Source organism: Pedobacter sp. B4-66 (assembly GCF_018492665.1).
Lineage (GTDB): Bacteria > Bacteroidota > Bacteroidia > Sphingobacteriales > Sphingobacteriaceae > Pedobacter.
Genome location: NZ_JAFVME010000012.1, coordinates 194,027 through 214,147 on the forward strand (window position 1 = coordinate 194,027; position 20,121 = coordinate 214,147).

A 20,121-nucleotide genomic window follows, 5' to 3' on the forward strand; every position below is an offset into this window, starting at 1 on the left:
TTGAAAAACAAATTAACGCTAATAATATTTCTCCTTTTGATTACATCCTTTTGGGGAAAACAGGCCATCTCACAAATCGTAGTGGGGCGAGCTCCCAGTGATACATCAAAAAATTCATTTGGTTTAAAAGAAAAACAAAGATTAGGGATACGACCATTATCTAATTCTTTTAAGCCTTTGCCGGATAATGTGAAACGGGAAGTTGAATATGATGCGGTAAATAAAAGGTATATCATCAGGCAATTGGTAGGTGATAAGCTTATTGCTGCCCCTCAATATCTAACGATTGAGCAGTACCAGCGTTTGATCGGTAGTGAGATTAAACGCGAGAATTGGAGAGGGCTTTCGAATCAGGAAATTAATGATGTTAGAAGAACCGGGATTATTCCAAGTTTGAGCATTAATAGCAAGGCCTTTGAGAAAATATTTGGAGGTAATACCATCAATATTCAGCCTCGTGGAGAGGCTGAGTTAACTTTTTTGGGTAGAATCAACAAGAATGAAAACCCTTTGTTTAATGAGCGCCAAAGAGTGCAGGGGAACTTTGATTTTAATCAACGGATCCAGATGGATGTTATTGGTAATATAGGGACCAAATTGAAGGTTAATATGAACTATAATACTGAAGCTCAATTTGATTTTGAGAATCAGATTAAGTTGGATTATACGGGCGGTGATGATGATATTATTAAGAAAATTGAGGCAGGTAATGTTAGCTTACCCTTAAATACTACTTTGATTTCTGGAACACAAGCTTTGTTCGGTGTGAAAACTCAATTGCAGTTCGGCAAACTGAATGTGAATACCGTTTTTACGCAGCAAAAATCACAATCCAGAGAAATACAGATCAATAATGGTGCTCAACAGAATGAGTATCGGATAAGTGCTGATAATTATGAAGCAAATAAGCACTATTTCCTCGCACAATATTTTAGAGATAACTATAATAAAGCACTTTCTAATCCTCCTACTATTACAACTGGGGTTATAATTACAAAGATAGAAGTATGGGTTACAAATAAAGCAGGCAACACTCAGGACTCAAGAGACATTCTTGCATTTATGGATTTGGGGGAGAATAAGCCATATAATAATACCTTGGGTGGAGGGACTTCGGTACTTCCTTCGGCATTTAAGAACAATCAATTCCCGAAACATTCGAATAATTTGTTGGATATGTTACCGGCAGATGCCCGTCAGACGAATTCAAATTCAGTTATTTCATTTTTTCAGCCAACAGGAGGTACAGACAATTATGCAAAGCTAACTTATGCCAGAAAGTTGACAGAGAGAGAGTTCACCTTTCATCCGAAGCTAGGTTATATGTCACTAAATAATGCTTTAAATACTGATGAGGTTCTTGCCGTTGCATACCGATATACTTTTAACGGGGTAGAGTATCAGGTGGGTGAGTTTACAACTGATGTACCATTTGACCAGGCTAGTCCCAAAGTTTTGTTTGCTAAATTATTAAAAAATGAGACTACAAAAGTAAAACTGCCTACATGGGCTTTGATGATGAAAAACATCTATTCTATTGGTGGCTATCAGATTAGTCAGCAGAATTTCAGGTTAGATATATTTAGGATAGACGAGAAGACAGGTATTGAAAGACCCGTTATTACTGAGGGAGAGAAGCTTGATGAATTTAAAAAGCCATTAAAGGATAAGCTTTGGATACAAGTTGCCGGTCTGGATCGTTTAAACCAGCAGGATGAGATGAAACCGGATGGAGTTTTTGACTTTGAAACAGAGAATAATCCCTTTAATTCAAATTCTAATCAGAATTCTTCAAACACATTTGGTAACAATAGTGCTTTTAATAATACAAATAGTACCAACAATGCCAACGGAAATACGGCCTATGTACTTTCAAATACTAAAAATGGATACATTACTATAGATCCACTAAATGGCAGGATAATTTTTCCACTTGTTGAGCCTTTCGGGAGGGATTTGGCAAATCAGTTTTTGCCAACAGAACAGGCTTTTATAGATAAGTATACCTATACTGCATTGTATGATTCGACTAAGGTTGTTGCTCAGCAATTGTTTACTAAACAAAACAGGTATATCATTAAAGGGAGTTATCAGTCGGATATTGCCTCTGAGTTTAGTTTAAATGCTATCAACGTGCCAGAGGGATCTGTAAGAGTTTTTGCAGGTACAATTCCTCTTCAGGAAGGCGTTGATTATACGGTGGATTATCAGGGAGGAAGAGTTAAGATATTGAACACTGGAATCTTAATATCAGGTCAGCCAATCAGAATATCGACTGAAAACAACGAGCTTTTTGGTTTGCAGCAACGATCTTTATTTGGTGCCAGACTGGATTATAAGGTGAACAATAAGCTGAATTTGGGAGGTACGATTATGAACCTCTCCGAAAAGCCATTAACACCAAAAGTTAATATTGGCGAGGAGCCGATCTCTAATACAATATGGGGAATGGACGTGAATTATAGCGCTCCTTCAAGGTTCCTGACTAAGCTAGTTGATAAATTACCATTCCTATCAACTAAAGCTCCTTCGAGTATTACGTTTTCCGGAGAGTTTGCTCAGCTGCTTCCAGGTCACCCGAATGCGCTTAATTTTGGAGGCAAAAATGGAGGTGTAAGTTATCTCGATGATTTTGAAGCCACGAGATCTGTTATAGATCTTAAGAGCGCAGTTGCATGGCAATTGTCGGGAACACCTCAGTTATTTACGGAATCAGGTTTGATTAATGATCTGGCCTATGGTTACAATAGAGCGAGAATAGCATTTTATAATATCGATCCTACTTTTTACAATAGAAATGCAAGTAATCTGCCTTCTAGTTTGAGAAGTAACCGTACTGAATTATCTAATCACTATGTACGTGAAATTATAGAACAAGAAGTTTTCCCTTTTAAAGAAACAAGTACCGGTCAATCAATTACCTTACCAACATTAGATGTTGCCTTTTATCCAACCGTAAGAGGACCTTATAATTATGCACCTACAGGATTTAGTTCAAATGGTTTGTTAAATAATCCTAAATCAAGGTGGGGTGGGCTATTCAGAAGAATCGAGACCAATGATTTTGAAGCATTAAATATTGAGTTTATAGAGTTATGGGTTATGGATCCGAATCTGTATAAGCCAAATTCTGCTGGTGGTGATTTGTATTTTAATATTGGTAATATTTCGGAAGATATTCTGAAAGATGGTCGTAAATCATTAGAAAATGGATTGCCCGCTAATGGCGACCCTACTAAATTTGATGAAACAAATTGGGGCAGGGTTCCTAAATTACAACCCGTAGTGCAGGCATTCGATAATGATCCAGCGGCTAGAAGGACACAGGATGTTGGATTAGACGGTTTGTCTAACAATGATGAGCGCACAAAATTTGCTTCGCTTGTTAATCAGATAAAAGGTCAGCTAAATCCTGATGCTGCAGCCGAATTAGAAAATGATCCATCTTCTGATGATTACTCCTATTACAGAAGTAATGCTTTGGATCAGGCAGGTGCGGGAATTTTAAAACGCTACCAAAAATATAACGGTACTGAAGGAAACTCTAAAACGCCACAACAGTCTCAGGAAGATTTTGGTGTTGAAAATTCGGCTTCTACCTCTTTACCGGATGGGGAAGATATCAACCGGGATAACAACATGACTCAATCAGATGAGTATTTCCAGTATAAGGTATCAATGCGCCCAGGTGATTTAATGGTTGGGCAAAACTTTGTTACAGACAAAGTGACCTCTCAGGTTAAATTGGCGAATGGACAAACTCAGCCTGTAACCTGGTATCAGATTAGGATTCCATTGGCTCAATACCAACAAAAGGTTGGAAATATTCAGGATTTTAAATCTATACGCTTTATTAGAATGTTCCTTACCAATTATGCGGATACTACCGTTTTGAGGTTCGGAAAGATTCAGTTGATAAGAGGTGAATGGCGTCAATATAATGCAAATAACGATCCCGCTCAGGTGATTGTTGATCCTGTATTAATGCCAATAGGATCCGATAATTCGACCATTGAAGTAGCAACTGTAAATATTGAAGAGAACGGGAAGCGTACTCCTATACCTTATGTAGTTCCTCCGGGCATTGAGAGGGAACGTGACTTTAGCAATTATCGTGGTGATACCAGGCAGAATGAGCAATCGTTAGCAGTAACCATAAAGAATTTAAGAGATGGATATGGAAGAGCCGCATTTAAAACTGCTATTAATGATTTTAGATCATATAAGCATTTGGAAATGTACATTCACCTCGAAGCTCTTGGTAACAACGTATTAAATAATAACGATTTAAGTGCATTCTTACGTATCGGGACTGATAATCAGGATAACTATTATGAGTATTCGCAACCACTAAGGGTAACAAATCCAGGTACTAGTGATCCGTACGCAATTTGGCCTGACCAGAATAAGCTTGATATTGAACTTGAAATTTTCCAAAAGGCTAAAATAGCAAGGAACAAAGCAATGCTCAATGGGCAGCCATGGCCAATAAATATTCCCTATGAATTTATTGAAAACGGTAAAACAATTACCATAAAAGGGCAGCCCGATATGAGTAAGGTTAGGGTTTATATGCTTGGTGTAAAAAACCCGCTTAAAAATCCTGCAAATCCAGGAGAAGACGATGGTTTGGATAAAAATGCACAAATATGGTTTAACGAGCTGAGGTTAACTCAATTTGACGAAAGAGGAGGGTGGGCTGCAACAGCAAGGATGAATGCGCAACTTGCGGATTTTGCAGATGTAAACATTTCAGGTAGCAAATCTACAATAGGTTTCGGGTCACTTGAAAAAAGAGTGAGTGAAAGAAATAGGGCTGATAACGTATTCTTTGATATTTCTTCGAGTATGGAGCTAGGTAAGTTTTTGCCTAAAAAGACAGGCGTAAAAATCCCTATGTTCATCAGTTATTCAAGTCAGATAAGTACACCACAATATGATCCAAGAACACCGGATATCGAATTGAAAACAGCTCTGGATGTAGCGACTAAGGCAGAGAAAAAAGAGATATTAAACTATGCGCAGGACTATACAACCCGTAATAGTATAAGTTTTACAAATGTGAGAAAAGAACGTACTGATTTAGATAAAAAGCCTCAGTTATGGGATGTAGAAAATCTAAATGCCAGTTACGCTTATACTAAGTTTGCCCATAGAGATTTTATAAACCAAAATAATATTCAACAAACTTATAGGGCTTCATTGGCGTATAATTATGCAGGACAGTCTAAGAGTTACGAGCCTTTGGCTAAAATCATTAAATCAAATACGCTGGCACTATTAAAAGAGATAAACTTTAGTCTATTGCCAAATTCAATTAATTTCAGGATTGATCTGGATCGCTACTATTCAGAAAATAGTTTGCGCAACAATGATCCGAATAATGCAATTCCGATAAATACCACCTTCAATAAAAATTTTCTTATTACCAGAGTTTATGGTATTTCGTGGAATTTTACGCGGTCACTCACGCTTGATTTTGATGCAACAAACTACTCTATTATTGATGAACCCGAGGGGCGAATTAATGGGGTGAAGAGGGATACATTATGGCAAAATTTAAAACGACTAGGCAGAACTACCGATTATTCTCATAATTTAAATGTAACTTATAATCTGCCGGTAAATAAAATTCCGGGTATGGATTGGTTAAATGTTACCACACGTTATGGAACAAGTTTTAACTGGCAAACCGAACCACTATCTACGCTGAGAAATCCTTTAATTGATCTGGGTAATACAATTCAAAACTCCAGAATTATACAGATTAACCCGAACCTGAATCTGGCGAGTCTTTACAACAAATTTGGCTTTGTAAGAAAGGCAGGAAGTGGTACCGCTGATAAACAATCAGGCGCGGGCTTCTTGGTCGGTTTGCTTACGGGGGTTAAAAATATTGTAGGAGCGTATACACAAACCAGAGGTATATTTATGCCTGGATATTTACCGAAAACTAATTACTTTGGTATTGATGATATAACAGGTGCTCCAGGTTTAGGCTTTGTATTTGGAAGTCAAAGGGACATAAGAAGTATGGCCGTTAATAGTGGCTGGCTTACCCAGGATACATTGCAGTCTCAGCTTTATGTAAACACGCTAAGAGAGGATTTAAGTTTTACAAGTCTAATAGAGCCTATCCGTGATTTAACCATTACGCTTACAGCCAATAAAAACAGGACATCGAACTTCTCAACAAACTATAGGTACGACAGAGACAGTCGCGGATTTGAAGATTTCAGCCCGTATACAACAGGAGATTATAGCGTTTCATTTATTTCTTTAAGCACGGCATTCTCAGAGAAATCAGGAAGCACTGTATCTAAATTGTTTAATCAGTTTATGGCAAACAGACAAATAATTTCACAGCGTTTGGGTGCTCAGAATCCGAATTCAAATGGCGTTGCTGGTGGGTATGCAGATGGTTATGATAAAAATGCACAGGATGTAGTGGTTTCTTCATTTATAGCTGCTTATTCTGGTAGAAGTGCTTCTTCAGTGGGGTTGAACTCTCTCCCTAGTATTCCTTTGCCAAACTGGCGTTTGAATTATCGTGGACTTACTCGTATATCTTTTCTGGCTGAGCGTTTTAATTCAATTGATGTCAGACATTCATATAGATCTGTTTACAGTGTAAACAGCTTTAATTCTTTATTGAGGTATCAGGAAAGTAATGGTTCTGTAATTAGCAGGGAAGATGTTAACGGAGGAAATTTCCTTCCGAAGTTCCAATATTCTCAGGTAACCATTGCTGAGCAATTTGCTCCACTTATTGGCGTTGATACCAGGTTGAAAAATAACATGACAGCTAATTTTGAATATGGCAGATCCAGGTTGTTAGGTCTCAGTCTTGCAAACAGTCAGTTGGCTCAGTTAACGGAAAACAATATGGTTTTTGGAGTTGGCTACAGAACCAATAAATTTAGGTTCCCATTTGGTTTGTTTAAAGGGTTAAAAACAGACAATAACATGGATTTTAAGTTGGACATAGCTGTAAGGGATAACAAGACTGTAATTTACAGGGCAGACATTACTGAGGCTGAAGTTTCATCAGGGGCTAAAAATATAACATTTAGACCAAGTGTTGATTATGTGCTTAACCAGCGTTTCAACATACGCGTATTCTATGATTCTAATGTTACTAAACCATATACTTCGCAAACGTTTAATACCTCGTTTAGCAATTTTGGATTTAGTTTAAGGATTACACTGAATTAAGGATTGTTATAAACACTGATATTAATTACCTTTGAAGGCGCGCAGCTTATTTAATATGTTGAGCGGCAAAAAGATTTACGAAAAAATAAATTTAGAGAAATGAATTTTCCATCAGAATTAAAGTACACCAAAGACCACGAGTGGGTTAGAGTTGAGGGTAATGAAGCTTATATTGGTATTACTGATTTTGCTCAACGTGAATTGGGTGATATCGTATATATTGATATCAATACCGTAGGTGATGAAGTAAGTAAAGATGAGGTTTTTGGTACTGTTGAAGCAGTTAAAACTGTATCGGATTTGTTTATGCCAATAACAGCTACTGTTACTGAAACAAATGCAGCGCTTAATGACAATCCTGAATTGGTAAATTCTGATCCATATGGAGCTGGATGGATGGTAAAGGTTACAGTTTCAGATTTATCGGAAGTTGACGGTTTGTTAACTGCTGATGCATATAAAGCACTTGTAGGAGCTTAATTAATGAATAAATTCGGGGAGTTAAAATATCAAATCTGGGCCATAGTATGGACAGTTGTAATTTTAGTGCTTTGTAATATGAAAATGCCTGATACTAGTGGATCAGGCATTTTTTTTGCAGGTTTTGATAAAATGGTTCATTTAGGGTTCTTTTATGTGCTCACTATACTTTTGTTTTTTGGTAAAATAAGACACCAGCATAATTATAGTTTCCGGTCCCTAACCATATTTAAAATCATTGTTATTACAGCGGCATTAGGCGGTGGTATTGAATTGTTACAATGGAAAATCTTTACTTACAGATCTGCTGAATGGTGGGATTTTGGGTGTGATATGATCGGCGTTTTCATGGGCGTTTTCAGTTATGTTTTACTACATAAATCTAATTATAATGAAAAGGCAACTTAACTTATTGATTCTTTTAGTGTTGGTGGGGTTTGTTAGCGGCTGTGGTATTTTTAGACCAGGATGTAAATGTCCAACGGTAAGCTATTCAAGCTATCCTCATAAGTAATTTTATAGCTCTAGGAAGAAGCCCCTTATTTAGTAAAGGGCTTTTTTTATGACTATATATAAACACCCGCTTATTTGGATTTATTATAGATTAAGTCTAAATTGCGCTCCAAAATAATACTTATACATAGATGAAGCTTTCGCAGTTAAATCCAGGAGAACAAGGAACTATCGTAGCGTTTACAGATCTTGAAATGTCTGTAAAATTAATGGAAATGGGATGCTTGCCTGGTGAAACAGTAGAAGTAGAACGTTTTGCGCCACTTGGTGATCCAATTGCTATTCGTGTGGCAGGGTACCAACTTTGTTTGCGTAAAAACGAAGCATCTATTATTATAATTCAATAATAGTTTTGGTAAAAAATATTAAAATTGCTTTAGTTGGTAACCCCAACACAGGGAAATCTACACTTTTTAACCTGCTTACGGGATTAAATCAGAAGATCGGAAACTTTCCCGGTATTACTGTTGATAAGAAAGTTGGTTATTGTAAACTGTCCAATAACAGACAGGCTGAGATAATTGATTTACCTGGTACTTATAGTTTATACCCTAAAAGTAAAGATGAGAGCATAGTATTTCAGGTTCTTGCCGATAAAAATAATTCAAGCCATCCTGATATTGTTGTGCTGGTAGCAGATGCAACAAATCTTCGAAGAAATTTATTGCTTTATTCTCAGGTAGCTGATTTAGGTGTCCCTTTGGTTCTTGCTCTTAACATGACCGATATGGCTAAAAAGGAAGGTATTGATGTCGATATCAATAAGCTTTCTGAAAGGTTAGGCATACAGGTAGTTGCAATTTCTGCAAGAAGCAATTCAGGATTAACTGAGCTTAAAGAGGCTATTAATAATACTACGATTATCGCTACTCAGGTAGAAGGTGCAGATGTACACGTATTAGCACCCGAAGCCATTGATTTGGTTAAGGCCCAGGTAGAAACTGAAAACAACTACCTTGCTTTACAAATACTACATCAACATGAGCACCTTAATACCTATTCTGCTCAGGAACATGAAGCATTTGAGAAGATTAAAACAGAGCATGCTTTTGAATCTTCTAAACTACAGGCGGCAGAAACTATTGCTCGTTATAGATATCTTGGTACTGTTTTAAGTGGAGTAGTAGAAGATACCGGAGCTGCAAAAAAGTTTGTTTTTAGTGACAAACTCGATTCAGTGCTGACCAATAAGTTCTGGGGCTTCCTTATTTTTATTGGTATTCTATTCTTTATTTTTAACTCTATTTTCTCCTGGTCGTCATACCCTATGGAGTTAATTGAATATGGTTTTGTCTGGCTTACTGAATACGGTCACCAGCATTTGCCCGACGGTATTCTAACTAATCTCCTTTTAGATGGTGTATTGGCTGGCTTGGGCGGAGTAATGATATTTATTCCTCAAATAGCAATCTTATTTGCTTTTATATCTATACTGGAGGATACCGGCTATATGGCTCGTGTTACTTTCATGATGGATAAGATTATGCGAAAGTTTGGCTTAAGTGGTAAATCTGTCGTACCAATGATAGGAAGTTTGGCTTGTGCTGTTCCATCCATAATGAGTGCCCGTAATATCGAGAGTTGGAAAGATCGTATTATTACTATTATGGTTGCTCCGTTAGTGAGTTGCTCGGCCAGATTACCAGTTTATACTTTATTAATCTCATTGGTAGTTCCCGAAAAAATGGTTTGGGGCTTTATAAACTTGCAAGGCCTTACCCTTATGGGGATGTATGTCATCAGTATTTTAGCTGCGGTTTTTGTGGCTTTTGTAATGAAGTTCTTAATAAAGGCAAAGGAGAAATCATATTTCATTATGGAACTTCCTGTTTACAGAATGCCTAGATGGTCAAATGTGATTTATACCATGTATGAGAAATCAAAAACTTTTGTTTTTGAAGCAGGTAAGGTAATTATTGCTATCTCTATTATCCTTTGGGTACTGGCAACTTATGGCCCATCTGAAAGGTTCAAAGAAATTGATGATAAATACGCGGCTATAGAAGCTCAAAAAGATAGTGTGCAAATCAGTACATTGGAAAGAGATAGAGCCGCAGAGAAGCTTGAAAACTCTTATGCCGGTATTTTAGGGCATGTAATTGAGCCTGTCATAAAACCTTTAGGTTTTGATTGGAAAATTGGTATTGCATTAATTACTTCTTTTGCAGCAAGGGAAGCCTTTGTAGGAACAATGGCTACTATTTATAGTGTTGATAATGATGGAGAAGTTGCCACCATCCGTAATAAAATGCGCGGGGCTAAAGATCCTGATACCGGTTTACCTGTGTTTACATTTGCTACTGCATTCTCTTTAATGTTGTTCTATGCCTTTGCAATGCAGTGTATGAGTACTGTAGCAGTTGTATTTAGAGAAACTAAATCATGGAGGTGGCCGGTTATTCAAATAGTGTATATGACAGGAATGGCATATGTAGCTAGTTTGATCGCTTACCAACTTTTAAAGTAATTTAATTATCTTGGCCTTTGTGAAAAAGGAGAATATCTTAGCACAATATATGCCTGATGCTGCGGCTCCGATTATAGCCCGGTGGATAGATTATTTTCAGTGTGAATTTAAGATTTCAAAAAACAGGGCAACAAAATTAGGCGATTACAGACACCCCTTTAAAGGAGCAGGCCATAAGATTTCAGTTAACAATGATCTTAATGCTTATGCATTTCTTGTAACCACTGTTCATGAATTTGCTCATTTACTAACCTGGAATGACCATAAGAATAAGGTCAAGCCTCATGGTGATGAATGGAAGCGCAATTTTAAACGAATGATGGTGCCATTTATTGATCAGAATATTTTTCCGGAGGATATACAGTCTGCCATTATTAGTTATTTAAATAACCCATCAGCCGCAAGTTGTACTGACCTAAAGTTATCAAGAGCTTTGAAAAAGTATGACTTGTTACTAAATGTTTCCCGTTTGGAAGAGCTGCCTATTAATACAGTGTTTAGCATAAAAGATGGAAGACAGTTTAAAAAAGGAGAGCGACTTAGAAAGAGATATCGTTGTGTTTGCCTGGATAACGGGAATACTTATCTTTTTAACCCATTAGCAGAGGTAACATTAGCCGCTACCGGTACATAAATCGCTTCTTTGTCCTTTATTTCCCACTTTATATTCAGCTTTTTGTCTCTAAAAATTGAGGGATCTTTTAGTAGACTGTCTATAAAATCATCAGTATCTTTTATTAAGATACTTGCGCTGTAACCGCCTGCAATTTTACTTTTTAAAAGTATATAGCGCTCGTCAGGAGCAGATATAATATTATCGAACACCAAATCAAACTCATTAGCTCCAATTATGGCATCATTTAGTAATTTAATATCCTGACTATATTCTTTTGTTTGATCGGAAGTGCTTTTCTTTCTCATTTGAAAAGGCTCTTTTTTGAGTAAAGAGAAATCAGACGAAGTACGATACTCTTCTTTAAATGGAATGTTATTTCTAAAGTAAGTACGCCCGTCTTCAAAAGCATTTACTCCTTGTTTGGCTAATTTTGTCCCTTCTTTCAACAAAATCAGGCTATCATTTTTAAAATAGTATTTTCTTACCTGGTTACTTATCCCCTCATCATTTTTATATTGAGAAAATAGTACGGGTTTGCCGTTCCAGCCATATTTTTCTATATACATAGTTGCCTGTCCAAGTTGATAAACCAGACTGGTATTCTTTTCATAAGTATTGAGGGTTGCATCAATGGAATCTGCATAAAGTAGTATAGTGGCCTCAGTCATAGGCGCGCCAATGCGTGCGTTAATGAGATCTGCCTGGGGATGCTTTGGGCCCTGATTACAACCAATTATAGCTATAGGGAGCAGGAAAAATAAATGTAATAACTTCATACTATTAACTTAGCTTGTGCCTAAGTAACAGGCCATTATCATGCCAAGTTAATTTAGTAAGCTAACAAACGTTTAACAGTATCGGCCAATTGGCTTTTTGCAAGGAAGCTATCTTCCAGCGTTTTACTCATGGGGATAGCTGTATCGGCACTTGCACAACGCATAACCGGAGCATCAAGATGTTTAAAGCAATGTTCCGAGATCCATGCCGCTAACTCAGCTCCAAACCCACATGTTAGTGTGTCTTCATGTAAAATAAGTGCTCTGCCTGTTGTTTTAACAGTTGCAGCAACAGTTTCTTTATCCCAAGGTTGCAAACTTCGTAAATCTACTAAAGTGGCTGAAATCTCAGGATTTTCGCTAAGAAAAGAAAGTGCCCAATGAACGCCTAGTCCATAAGTTATTATGGTTATTTGTGTGCCGTGATTTAGAATATTGGCCTTACCAATTTCGATATTATAATAACCGCCTGGAACATTTCCATTCAAACTTCGATAAAGGTATTTATGCTCAAAATACATTACAGGATTTGGATCATCTATTGCAGCTAGTAACAGACCTTTTGCATCATAAGGAAGGGCCGGATAAACCACCTTTAATCCCGGAGTTTTAGTGAACCAAGCTTCATTACTTTGCGAGTGGAAAGGGCCTGCGCCAGTTCCTGCTCCTGTAGGCATACGAACTACAACATCAGCTTTTTCTCCCCATCTGTAATGGGTTTTAGCCAGATTATTCACAATCTGATTAAAGCCACACGTAACAAAATCTGCAAATTGCATTTCTACAACAGCTTTATACCCATTTATGGAAAGTCCTAATCCTGCACCAACGATAACAGATTCGCAGATAGGCGTATTTCTAACCCTGGCTTTTCCAAACTCATTTACAAAACCATCGGTGATTTTAAAAGCACCTCCATATTCGGCAATATCTTGTCCCATTAAAACAAGGTTCTTGTGTTTTGCCATACCTACCTTTAATCCATCGGTAATGGCATCCAGGTAACGTATTTCTCTTGTTGGTTCGGTAGGCTCTACAGCTTCAAAGCAATATGGTGAATACATATCTTCCAGCTCCGTTTGTAAATCGGCTATGGGTTCCGGGTCATGAAATGCACGTTCGACCTCCAGATCAATATCGGTTTTAAATGAGGCTTTAATTTCTTTAATGGAGTCATCTGTAAGAACGGCTAGGTTAAGTAAATACCGTTCAAAGTTTTTAAGAGGGTCTTTGGCGCCCCATTCATCAAATAGTTCCTGAGGAACATATTTGGTGCCTGAAGCCTCCTCGTGGCCTCTCATTCTAAATGTAAGACATTCAATTAAGACTGGTCTTGGTTCTTTCCGAATTGAACTGGCAACTGAATTCAGGGTGTCATACACCTCAAGAATATTGTTCCCATCTATCTGGATGCCCTCAATTCCGTAGCCGATAGCTTTATCTACAAGATCCTTACATTTAAATTGTTCATTAATAGGAGTGGAGAGACCGTAGCCATTATTTTCTATAAGAAAGATAACTGGCAAATTCCATACAGCAGCAACGTTTAGCGCTTCATGAAAATCACCCTCACTAGTAGCGCCTTCTCCGGTAAATACTAAAGTTGCATGTTCCTTGTTCTCTATTAAATCAGCAAGTGCAATTCCATCTGCAAGTGCCATTTGCGGGCCTAGATGAGATATCATACCTATGATTTTATAGTCTTGGGTCCCAAAATGAAAGGAACGATCCCTGCCCTTAGTGAATCCGGTAATTTTGCCCTGCCATTGTGCCATTAGCTTACGCAAAGGGATATCCCGGGTAGTAAATACACCAAGATTTCTATGCATAGGCAAGATGTATTCCTGAGCTTCCATTGCCATAGTACTACCTACAGCAATTGCTTCCTGACCGATTCCTGAGAACCATTTGCCAATACGACCCTGACGAAGCAGTATGAGCATTTTCTCCTCGACCATTCTTGGATAAAGTAAACGCTTATAGAAATCTAATAATGCGCTGTCACTTTTGTCTTTTCGGTCGAAGGTCATGCTTATAGTTATAAGTTTTTAGATTCCTTGTTTTTTTCTTCCCACTGTTTGGCAAAAGACTTTGGAGCTATTGTTGGCATTGAACGATACTTGCCCCAGATCTTTCTAAATAAGTTTTTGAGGAAAAAGTTCTTGATCTTTCCGCTAAGAAAGTCCATCCTCGATCTTTTTAACATCCCGACATTCCAGATCTTCCAACCAATTTCTTCAGCCTTACTATTGTCATGTTGAGTTGCTGCATCTCTTCTGTTAAGCAATAGCATTTTATGGATGTCTATTTTAACCGGGCATACTTCAGAGCATTTTCCGCAAAGGCTTGAGGCATAGCTTAAGTGTTTAAAGTCCTTCATGCCCTTCAAGTGAGGCGTAATAATAGAACCAACTGGACCACTATATGTAGTATTGTAAGTATGACCACCAATGTTTTTATAAACCGGACAAGCATTAAGACAAGCACCACAACGAATGCAATATAAACCTTGGCGCTGTTCTTTTTGAGCCAATAAATTGGTTCGTCCGTTATCAAGTAAGATCACGTACATTTCTTCCGGGCCATCGGTTTCTTCTCCGCGTCTTGGTCCGCTCAAAATGGTATTGTAAACAGTCAGATTTTGTCCGGTTCCGTGGCTAGCCAAAAGCGGCCAGAACAGATCCAGATCTGCCATCGAAGGGATAACCTTTTCTATACCTACAATTGCAATATGGATTTTAGGGAAAGTTGTACATAACCTTGCATTACCTTCATTTTCAGTTAATGCAATACTACCAGTGTCAGCTATTAAAAAGTTTCCGCCACTAATTCCTATATCAGATTTTAAGTATTTATCTCTTAATAGCTCACGAGCTTTTTGTGTAAGTTGTTGAGGTGTATAATCAAGAGGGGTACCAAATTTTTCGTGAAATAATTTAGCAATGTCCTCTTTGCTTAAGTGCATTGCAGGTGTTACTATATGGTAAGGTGGCTGACCAAGTAATTGAACTATATATTCCCCAAGATCGCTTTCCAGTGATTCAATATCGTTCTTTTCCAGAAATTCATTTAAATGAATCTCTTCTGTGGTCATTGATTTCGATTTTATAACCGTTTTTCCACCGTTCTTTTTAATGATGTTCAGTATTTCTTTCTGAGCCTCGTTTACGTCATTTGCCCAGATTACTTTACCACCTCTACGCTGAAAGTTAGACTCAAACTCTGGTAAAAATTTATCCAGATTCTCCATAACGCGCCATTTAATTACATGTGCTTTTTTCTTTGAGTTTTCTAAATTCTCAAATTTGGATAAGCCACGTTCAACAGCAACATTATATTTGCCTATGTTATGATTGATAATTTTACGATGTCCTAAATCGAAGGCCTTCTCATCTGCCTTCTCCAAAAATTCCTCTGATATATCCATCGTCTTCACCTGTTTTAATTTACCAATTCAATTCTCAGAAGCTGCCTTTTAAAGGCTTGAAACTATTTTTCCCGTTTTTGAATCATGTTTGTTTCAAACTTAGATAAAACTAAGCAAGTATTCATTAAAAAATGTAATTTGAATCTTACATCTTAGGCGTACCGTCTTCATTTTTATCTACAGCAGGGCGCTTTAAGCCATTTGCAAGTTCCCATGCAGTAAAATAAACAAGTTTTGCTCTTTTTGCAAGCATAGGGAAATCGATCTTGCTAACCTCATCACCTGGCATATGATAATCATCATGCACACCATTAAAATAAAATATTACCGGAATGCCATGCTTGGCAAAATTATAGTGATCTGAACGGTAATAGAACTGATTAGGATCAGTACGATTATTATATTTTTCATCCAGATTGATGTTGACATAAGTCTTGTTCGCCTTTTTACCAATTCTGTCAAGATCAGAACTTAACATATCTGAACCGATAATATAAACGAAGTTATTATCACTTTCGTGAGCTTTGTCTCCACGACCAATCATGTCAATATTTAAATTGGTAATGGTATTTTTCAGTGGGAATACCGGATTTTCAGAATACCATTCAGAGCCTAGCAATCCTTTTTCTTCACCGGTAACAGTCATGAACAGGATGCTTCTCTTAGGCCCTTTTCCAGCTTTTTTAGCTTTAGCAAATGCCTCGGCAATTAATAAAACACCAGTAGTTCCAGAGCCATCATCATCAGCTCCGTTGTTAATTTTATCATCACCTTTAGCATCAGGTGTAATGCCGATGTGGTCATAGTGACCAGTGATAACTAAAATCTCATGTTTTAATTTTGGGTCAGAACCTTCAAGAAAACCTAAAACATTATCTGACTTAACTTTTTTCTCTATTTTACTTGCGCTTGCACAAACACTGATCTTTATTTCTTGTGGAGATGGTTTTCCTCCGTCAGAAATCTTCTTTTTAAGTGCATCTAAATTGGTATTTGCACCAGCAAGAATTTTATTAGCGAGAGCAGTTCCTATCGTAATGACCGGCATCGCTTGAGGTACATCCATACGATCCATCATTTCCTTATTTTTCAAAGCCATATCCTCTGATAAGAGATAGCTTTTCATATTTTCAGGCATATTGTCAACAATAGGATCAATAAGGATTACTGCCTGAGCTTTATGTTCAGACAGGTATTTCAGCTTGGCATTTACCGCGCTCGAATTCCTTAATGATGCAGTAGGGGCAGGAGAACCAGGCTCTCCAGATTTAAAAATCATTACTACTTTACCAGCAACGGCTTGGTTTGCATAATCATTGTAATCATCTTTGGTTAAGCCATAGCCAGCAAAGAGTACACTATTTGTATTAAAAGCAAAGCCTTTAGCTGAAACACTTTTAGGCATAAGGAAAAAATCAGTCAGTGCCTCAGCAGGTTGACCATCTACTGTAAGTAGCTGAGACAGGCCATAAGATACAATATCAACTGGTTGAAAATAATTCCCTGCGACAGGAGCCTTTAAACCGATACTTTTGAAATGCTCTTTAATGTAGTCGGCTGCCATCCAACCCCCTTTTTTTCCGGTTTCTCTGCCTTCATATTCGTCAGAAGCCAACACTGATAGGTGCTTATAAGCATTATCCTTGTTAATGGTTTGACTAAATTTTATAGCGTCCTTATTTTGTGCAACTGCGCTGCAACCCATTAGTAATAAGAAACTCGAGTATAAAAAATGTTTTTTCATGTCAGCTCGATTAGATTTTTAGGTTTTGTTCTTTTAACAGATGCTTAGCAGGAAATTTTTCCAACCCTTCCTTCATGTCTACCGCCTTCAAAAGGAGTATTAATAAAGGTGGTTGTCATTTCTTTTGCAAGATCTTCGGATACAAATCTGGCAGGAATACATAAAACATTCGCGTTGTTATGCTGTCTTGCAAGCGCCGCTAGTTCATTAAGCCAGCAAATAGCTGCTCTTACCTGCTGGTGTTTATTTGCAGTAATTGCAACACCATTAGCACTTCCACACACTAAAACACCAAAAGCGTATTCTCCGCTTTCAACTGCAGATGCTACTGGATGAGCAAAATCAGGGTAGTCAACAGATTGACTTGAATGAGTTCCAAAATCTTTAACTTCAAAATCTGTTAAATATGATTTTAATAACTCTTTATATTCAAAACCAGCGTGATCTGCACCTATTGCAATTTTTATTTTTTTATCTGTTGACATTTTTAAACGATGTTATAATAATTAAATATTGTACTAAGCTTATTTTACTTTGGCTACCCCATAAATATCTTTGTTTCTTTTCCTCTCTATACTAGCCGATATAAAGATACTCAACTCATATAATAAGAATAACGGAAGAGCTACCACAAGCATTGTAAATGGATCTGCTGTAGGTGTAATCACGGCTGCGATGATAAGAATAATCACAGCTGAATACCTTCTGCTTGAACGCATAAAAGCAGGAGTCATTATTCCAAGTTTTGACAAGATGTATATGATCACGGGTAACTGAAAAATAATGCCTGACCCCAGTGTTAACGTCATGATTGATGAAAGATAAGAATCAATTGTAAAAGTATTTTCAATCTCCGGACTGACAGTGAAGTTGATTAGAAAATTAACAGATAAAGGGCAGACAATGTAATACCCGAAAGTAATACCCGTAAAGAATAGTAACGAAGCAAAAGCAACAAAGCCACTTGCTGATTTTCTTTCATTTTCATGCAATGCTGGTTTAATAAAAAGCCAAAGTTCGAATAGTAGATAAGGGATGCCGAGTATTATACCCGTCATCACACAGGAGTTCAGCTGGAGTGTAAATTGGCCGGACATTTGTGTGTTGATGATTTTTGCATCAATCTTTGTGATACAAAAATCAGAGCCAATAGAAGGGAAACGCTCGTATAATTTACACATCATTCGATAGGTCCAGAAACTGGGATTTTTTGGCCCCATAATGATCGTATTGAAAATAAAATCAGTATAGTAAAATGCTCCAATGGTAAGCGCCAGAAGAACACCTAATGCGCGCAATAAGTGCTTCCTAAGTACGTCAATGTGGTCAAAGAAAGACATTTCTGCTTCTAATGTTTTTCCTTTTTCTTTTATAGCACCAATAAGGTCCCTTTTTTTAGTATCACTCATGTACGTTATTTGTAAAACAAAAATACCATTCTATTTTATTCAGAATGGTATTTACGTTTTAAATCTTATAAATAGTTTTTTCTATTCTGAAAATTCGAAGGTTTCCATAAACTTCGTGGTAAAATTACCAGCTCTAAAGTTAGGATCTTTCATCAATTTTAAGTGAAAAGGTATCGTAGTTTTTACACCTTCAATAACAAATTCACTTAAAGCACGCTCCATAGTGCTGATTGCCTCTTCACGTGTTTGTGCAACACAGATTAATTTAGCAATCATAGAGTCGTAGTTAGAAGGAATTTGATAACCAGCATAAACGTGAGTATCAACCCTAACACCATGACCTCCAGGAGAGTGGAAATTAGTTATTTTACCAGGACAAGGTCTGAAGTTGTTAAAAGGATCTTCAGCATTAATCCTGCATTCAATAGCATGCATATCAGGCATATAATTTTTTCCTGAAATAGGAACGCCAGAAGCCACTTTAATTTGTTCTTTGATCAAATCGTAGTTAATTACCTCTTCAGTTACCGGATGCTCAACCTGAATACGGGTATTCATTTCCATGAAATAGAAATTGCGGTGTTTGTCTACCAAAAATTCTATGGTACCAGCACCTTCGTACTGTACAGCAATCGCACCTTTGATAGCAGCTTCACCCATTTTCTCTCTTAATTCGGGAGTCATGAAAGGAGATGGAGCCTCTTCAACAAGTTTTTGGTGACGACGTTGGATTGAACAATCACGCTCAGATAAGTGACAAGCTTTGCCATACTGATCACCAATAATCTGGATCTCGATATGACGTGGATCTTCAATGTATTTTTCAAGATATAATCCGTCGTTGCCAAAAGCAGCACCAGATTCTTGTCTTGCACTATCCCATGCATTTTCAAATTCTTCATCTTTCCATACCACACGCATTCCACGACCACCACCACCGGCAGTTGCTTTTAGGATAACAGGGTAGCCCATTTCGTTGGCAATTGCTATGCCCTCTTTAACGCTTTCAAGTAAACCTTCAGATCCGGGAATAGTAGGAACACCAGCTTTTTTCATCGTCTCTTTAGCCGACGCTTTGTCGCCCATTGAGTTGATTTGCTCGGGTGTTGCACCAATAAATTTAATTCCGTAATCACGGCAAACTGAAGAGAATTTGGCATTCTCTGATAGAAATCCATAACCTGGGTGAATTGCATCTGCATTAGTTAATTCAGCAGCAGATATAATGTTAGGAATGCTCAGGTAAGAATCTTTACTTGGTGGTGGCCCAATACAAACAGCTTCATCAGCAAAGCGTACGTGTAAGCTTTCTCTGTCAGCAGTAGAGTAAACGGCTACCGTTTTAATGCCCATTTCTTTACAGGTACGAATAATTCGCAAAGCGATTTCGCCCCTGTTGGCAATTAATATTTTCTTAAACATATATTTTTCCTTTTCGTCATCCTGAATTTTCAGGAGTAGTATTTATTGATTT

The 20,121-nt window shown here is 37.4% G+C and carries 13 protein-coding genes; 6 read left to right on the forward strand and 7 right to left on the reverse strand.

Annotated features, from left to right (window positions below; genetic code table 11):
* Positions 1-39 precede the first annotated feature (39 nt).
* The 6 genes from sov to J1905_RS19725 all read left to right on the forward strand — a co-directional run bounded on the left by sov (position 40) and on the right by J1905_RS19725 (position 11,309).
* Positions 40-7,215: a T9SS outer membrane translocon Sov/SprA gene (gene sov / locus J1905_RS19700; RefSeq protein WP_502928747.1), complete on the forward strand. Its 7,176-nt coding sequence runs from the start codon at positions 40-42 to the stop codon at positions 7,213-7,215.
* Positions 7,216-7,314: 99 nt separating this feature from the next.
* A complete protein-coding gene (gcvH, locus tag J1905_RS19705) occupies positions 7,315-7,695 on the forward strand; it encodes a glycine cleavage system protein GcvH (protein ID WP_173090394.1) in 381 nt (126 codons plus the stop codon).
* A 3-nt stretch (positions 7,696-7,698) separates the two neighbouring features.
* Entirely contained in the window at positions 7,699-8,103 is a 405-nt protein-coding gene (locus J1905_RS19710; protein WP_214228944.1) for a VanZ family protein, read from the forward strand.
* 236 nt (positions 8,104-8,339) lie between these two features.
* Complete coding sequence (locus J1905_RS19715; protein ID WP_048903622.1) at positions 8,340-8,555, forward strand: FeoA family protein; 216 nt, start codon at positions 8,340-8,342, stop codon at positions 8,553-8,555.
* Positions 8,556-8,560: 5 nt separating this feature from the next.
* On the forward strand, positions 8,561-10,675 hold the full coding sequence (feoB, locus tag J1905_RS19720) for a ferrous iron transport protein B (protein ID WP_214228945.1): 2,115 nt from the start codon (positions 8,561-8,563) through the stop codon (positions 10,673-10,675).
* 49 nt (positions 10,676-10,724) lie between these two features.
* The gene (locus J1905_RS19725; RefSeq protein WP_214228995.1) at positions 10,725-11,309 is read left to right on the forward strand and encodes a SprT-like domain-containing protein; all 585 of its coding nucleotides are present in this window, start codon (positions 10,725-10,727) and stop codon (positions 11,307-11,309) included.
* On the opposite strand, the gene J1905_RS19730 is transcribed toward J1905_RS19725, so the two are convergent.
* The 7 genes from J1905_RS19730 to accC all read right to left on the reverse strand — a co-directional run bounded on the left by J1905_RS19730 (position 11,258) and on the right by accC (position 20,069).
* Complete coding sequence (locus J1905_RS19730) at positions 11,258-12,067, reverse strand: hypothetical protein (RefSeq protein WP_214228946.1); 810 nt, start codon at positions 12,065-12,067, stop codon at positions 11,258-11,260. The two genes, J1905_RS19725 and J1905_RS19730, sit on opposite strands and share 52 nt — an antisense overlap.
* Positions 12,068-12,120: 53 nt before the next feature.
* On the reverse strand, positions 12,121-14,097 hold the full coding sequence (locus tag J1905_RS19735) for an alpha-ketoacid dehydrogenase subunit alpha/beta (RefSeq protein ID WP_214228947.1): 1,977 nt from the start codon (positions 14,095-14,097) through the stop codon (positions 12,121-12,123).
* An 8-nt stretch (positions 14,098-14,105) separates the two neighbouring features.
* Complete coding sequence (locus J1905_RS19740) at positions 14,106-15,494, reverse strand: LutB/LldF family L-lactate oxidation iron-sulfur protein (RefSeq protein ID WP_214228948.1); 1,389 nt, start codon at positions 15,492-15,494, stop codon at positions 14,106-14,108.
* A 145-nt stretch (positions 15,495-15,639) separates the two neighbouring features.
* Complete coding sequence (locus J1905_RS19745) at positions 15,640-17,238, reverse strand: M28 family peptidase (protein ID WP_214228949.1); 1,599 nt, start codon at positions 17,236-17,238, stop codon at positions 15,640-15,642.
* 44 nt (positions 17,239-17,282) lie between these two features.
* Entirely contained in the window at positions 17,283-17,723 is a 441-nt protein-coding gene (rpiB, locus tag J1905_RS19750; protein WP_214228950.1) for a ribose 5-phosphate isomerase B, read from the reverse strand.
* Between the two features lie 39 nt (positions 17,724-17,762).
* Positions 17,763-18,647 carry a twin-arginine translocase subunit TatC gene (tatC, locus tag J1905_RS19755; RefSeq protein WP_214228951.1) on the reverse strand — a complete coding sequence of 295 codons (885 nt, stop codon included), beginning with the start codon at positions 18,645-18,647 and terminating at the stop codon, positions 17,763-17,765.
* 81 nt (positions 18,648-18,728) lie between these two features.
* Positions 18,729-20,069 carry an acetyl-CoA carboxylase biotin carboxylase subunit gene (gene accC / locus J1905_RS19760; protein ID WP_214228952.1) on the reverse strand — a complete coding sequence of 447 codons (1,341 nt, stop codon included), beginning with the start codon at positions 20,067-20,069 and terminating at the stop codon, positions 18,729-18,731.
* Between the last annotated feature and the right edge of the window lie 52 nt (positions 20,070-20,121).

Bases quoted from the DNA above. Each gene is read 5' to 3' on its own strand.
- J1905_RS19715 (WP_048903622.1), top strand. From the start codon at position 8,340: ATGAAGCTTTCGCAGTTAAATCCAGGAGAACAAGGAACTATCGTAGCG.
- J1905_RS19725 (WP_214228995.1), top strand. From the start codon at position 10,725: ATGCCTGATGCTGCGGCTCCGATTATAGCCCGGTGGATAGATTATTTT.
- J1905_RS19730 (WP_214228946.1), bottom strand. From the start codon at position 12,067: ATGAAGTTATTACATTTATTTTTCCTGCTCCCTATAGCTATAATTGGT.
- accC (WP_214228952.1), bottom strand. From the start codon at position 20,069: ATGTTTAAGAAAATATTAATTGCCAACAGGGGCGAAATCGCTTTGCGA.
- tatC (WP_214228951.1), bottom strand. From the start codon at position 18,647: ATGAGTGATACTAAAAAAAGGGACCTTATTGGTGCTATAAAAGAAAAA.
- gcvH (WP_173090394.1), top strand. From the start codon at position 7,315: ATGAATTTTCCATCAGAATTAAAGTACACCAAAGACCACGAGTGGGTT.
- J1905_RS19745 (WP_214228949.1), bottom strand. From the start codon at position 17,238: ATGAAAAAACATTTTTTATACTCGAGTTTCTTATTACTAATGGGTTGC.
- J1905_RS19735 (WP_214228947.1), bottom strand. From the start codon at position 14,097: ATGACCTTCGACCGAAAAGACAAAAGTGACAGCGCATTATTAGATTTC.
- rpiB (WP_214228950.1), bottom strand. From the start codon at position 17,723: ATGTCAACAGATAAAAAAATAAAAATTGCAATAGGTGCAGATCACGCT.
- J1905_RS19740 (WP_214228948.1), bottom strand. From the start codon at position 15,494: ATGGATATATCAGAGGAATTTTTGGAGAAGGCAGATGAGAAGGCCTTC.
- J1905_RS19710 (WP_214228944.1), top strand. From the start codon at position 7,699: ATGAATAAATTCGGGGAGTTAAAATATCAAATCTGGGCCATAGTATGG.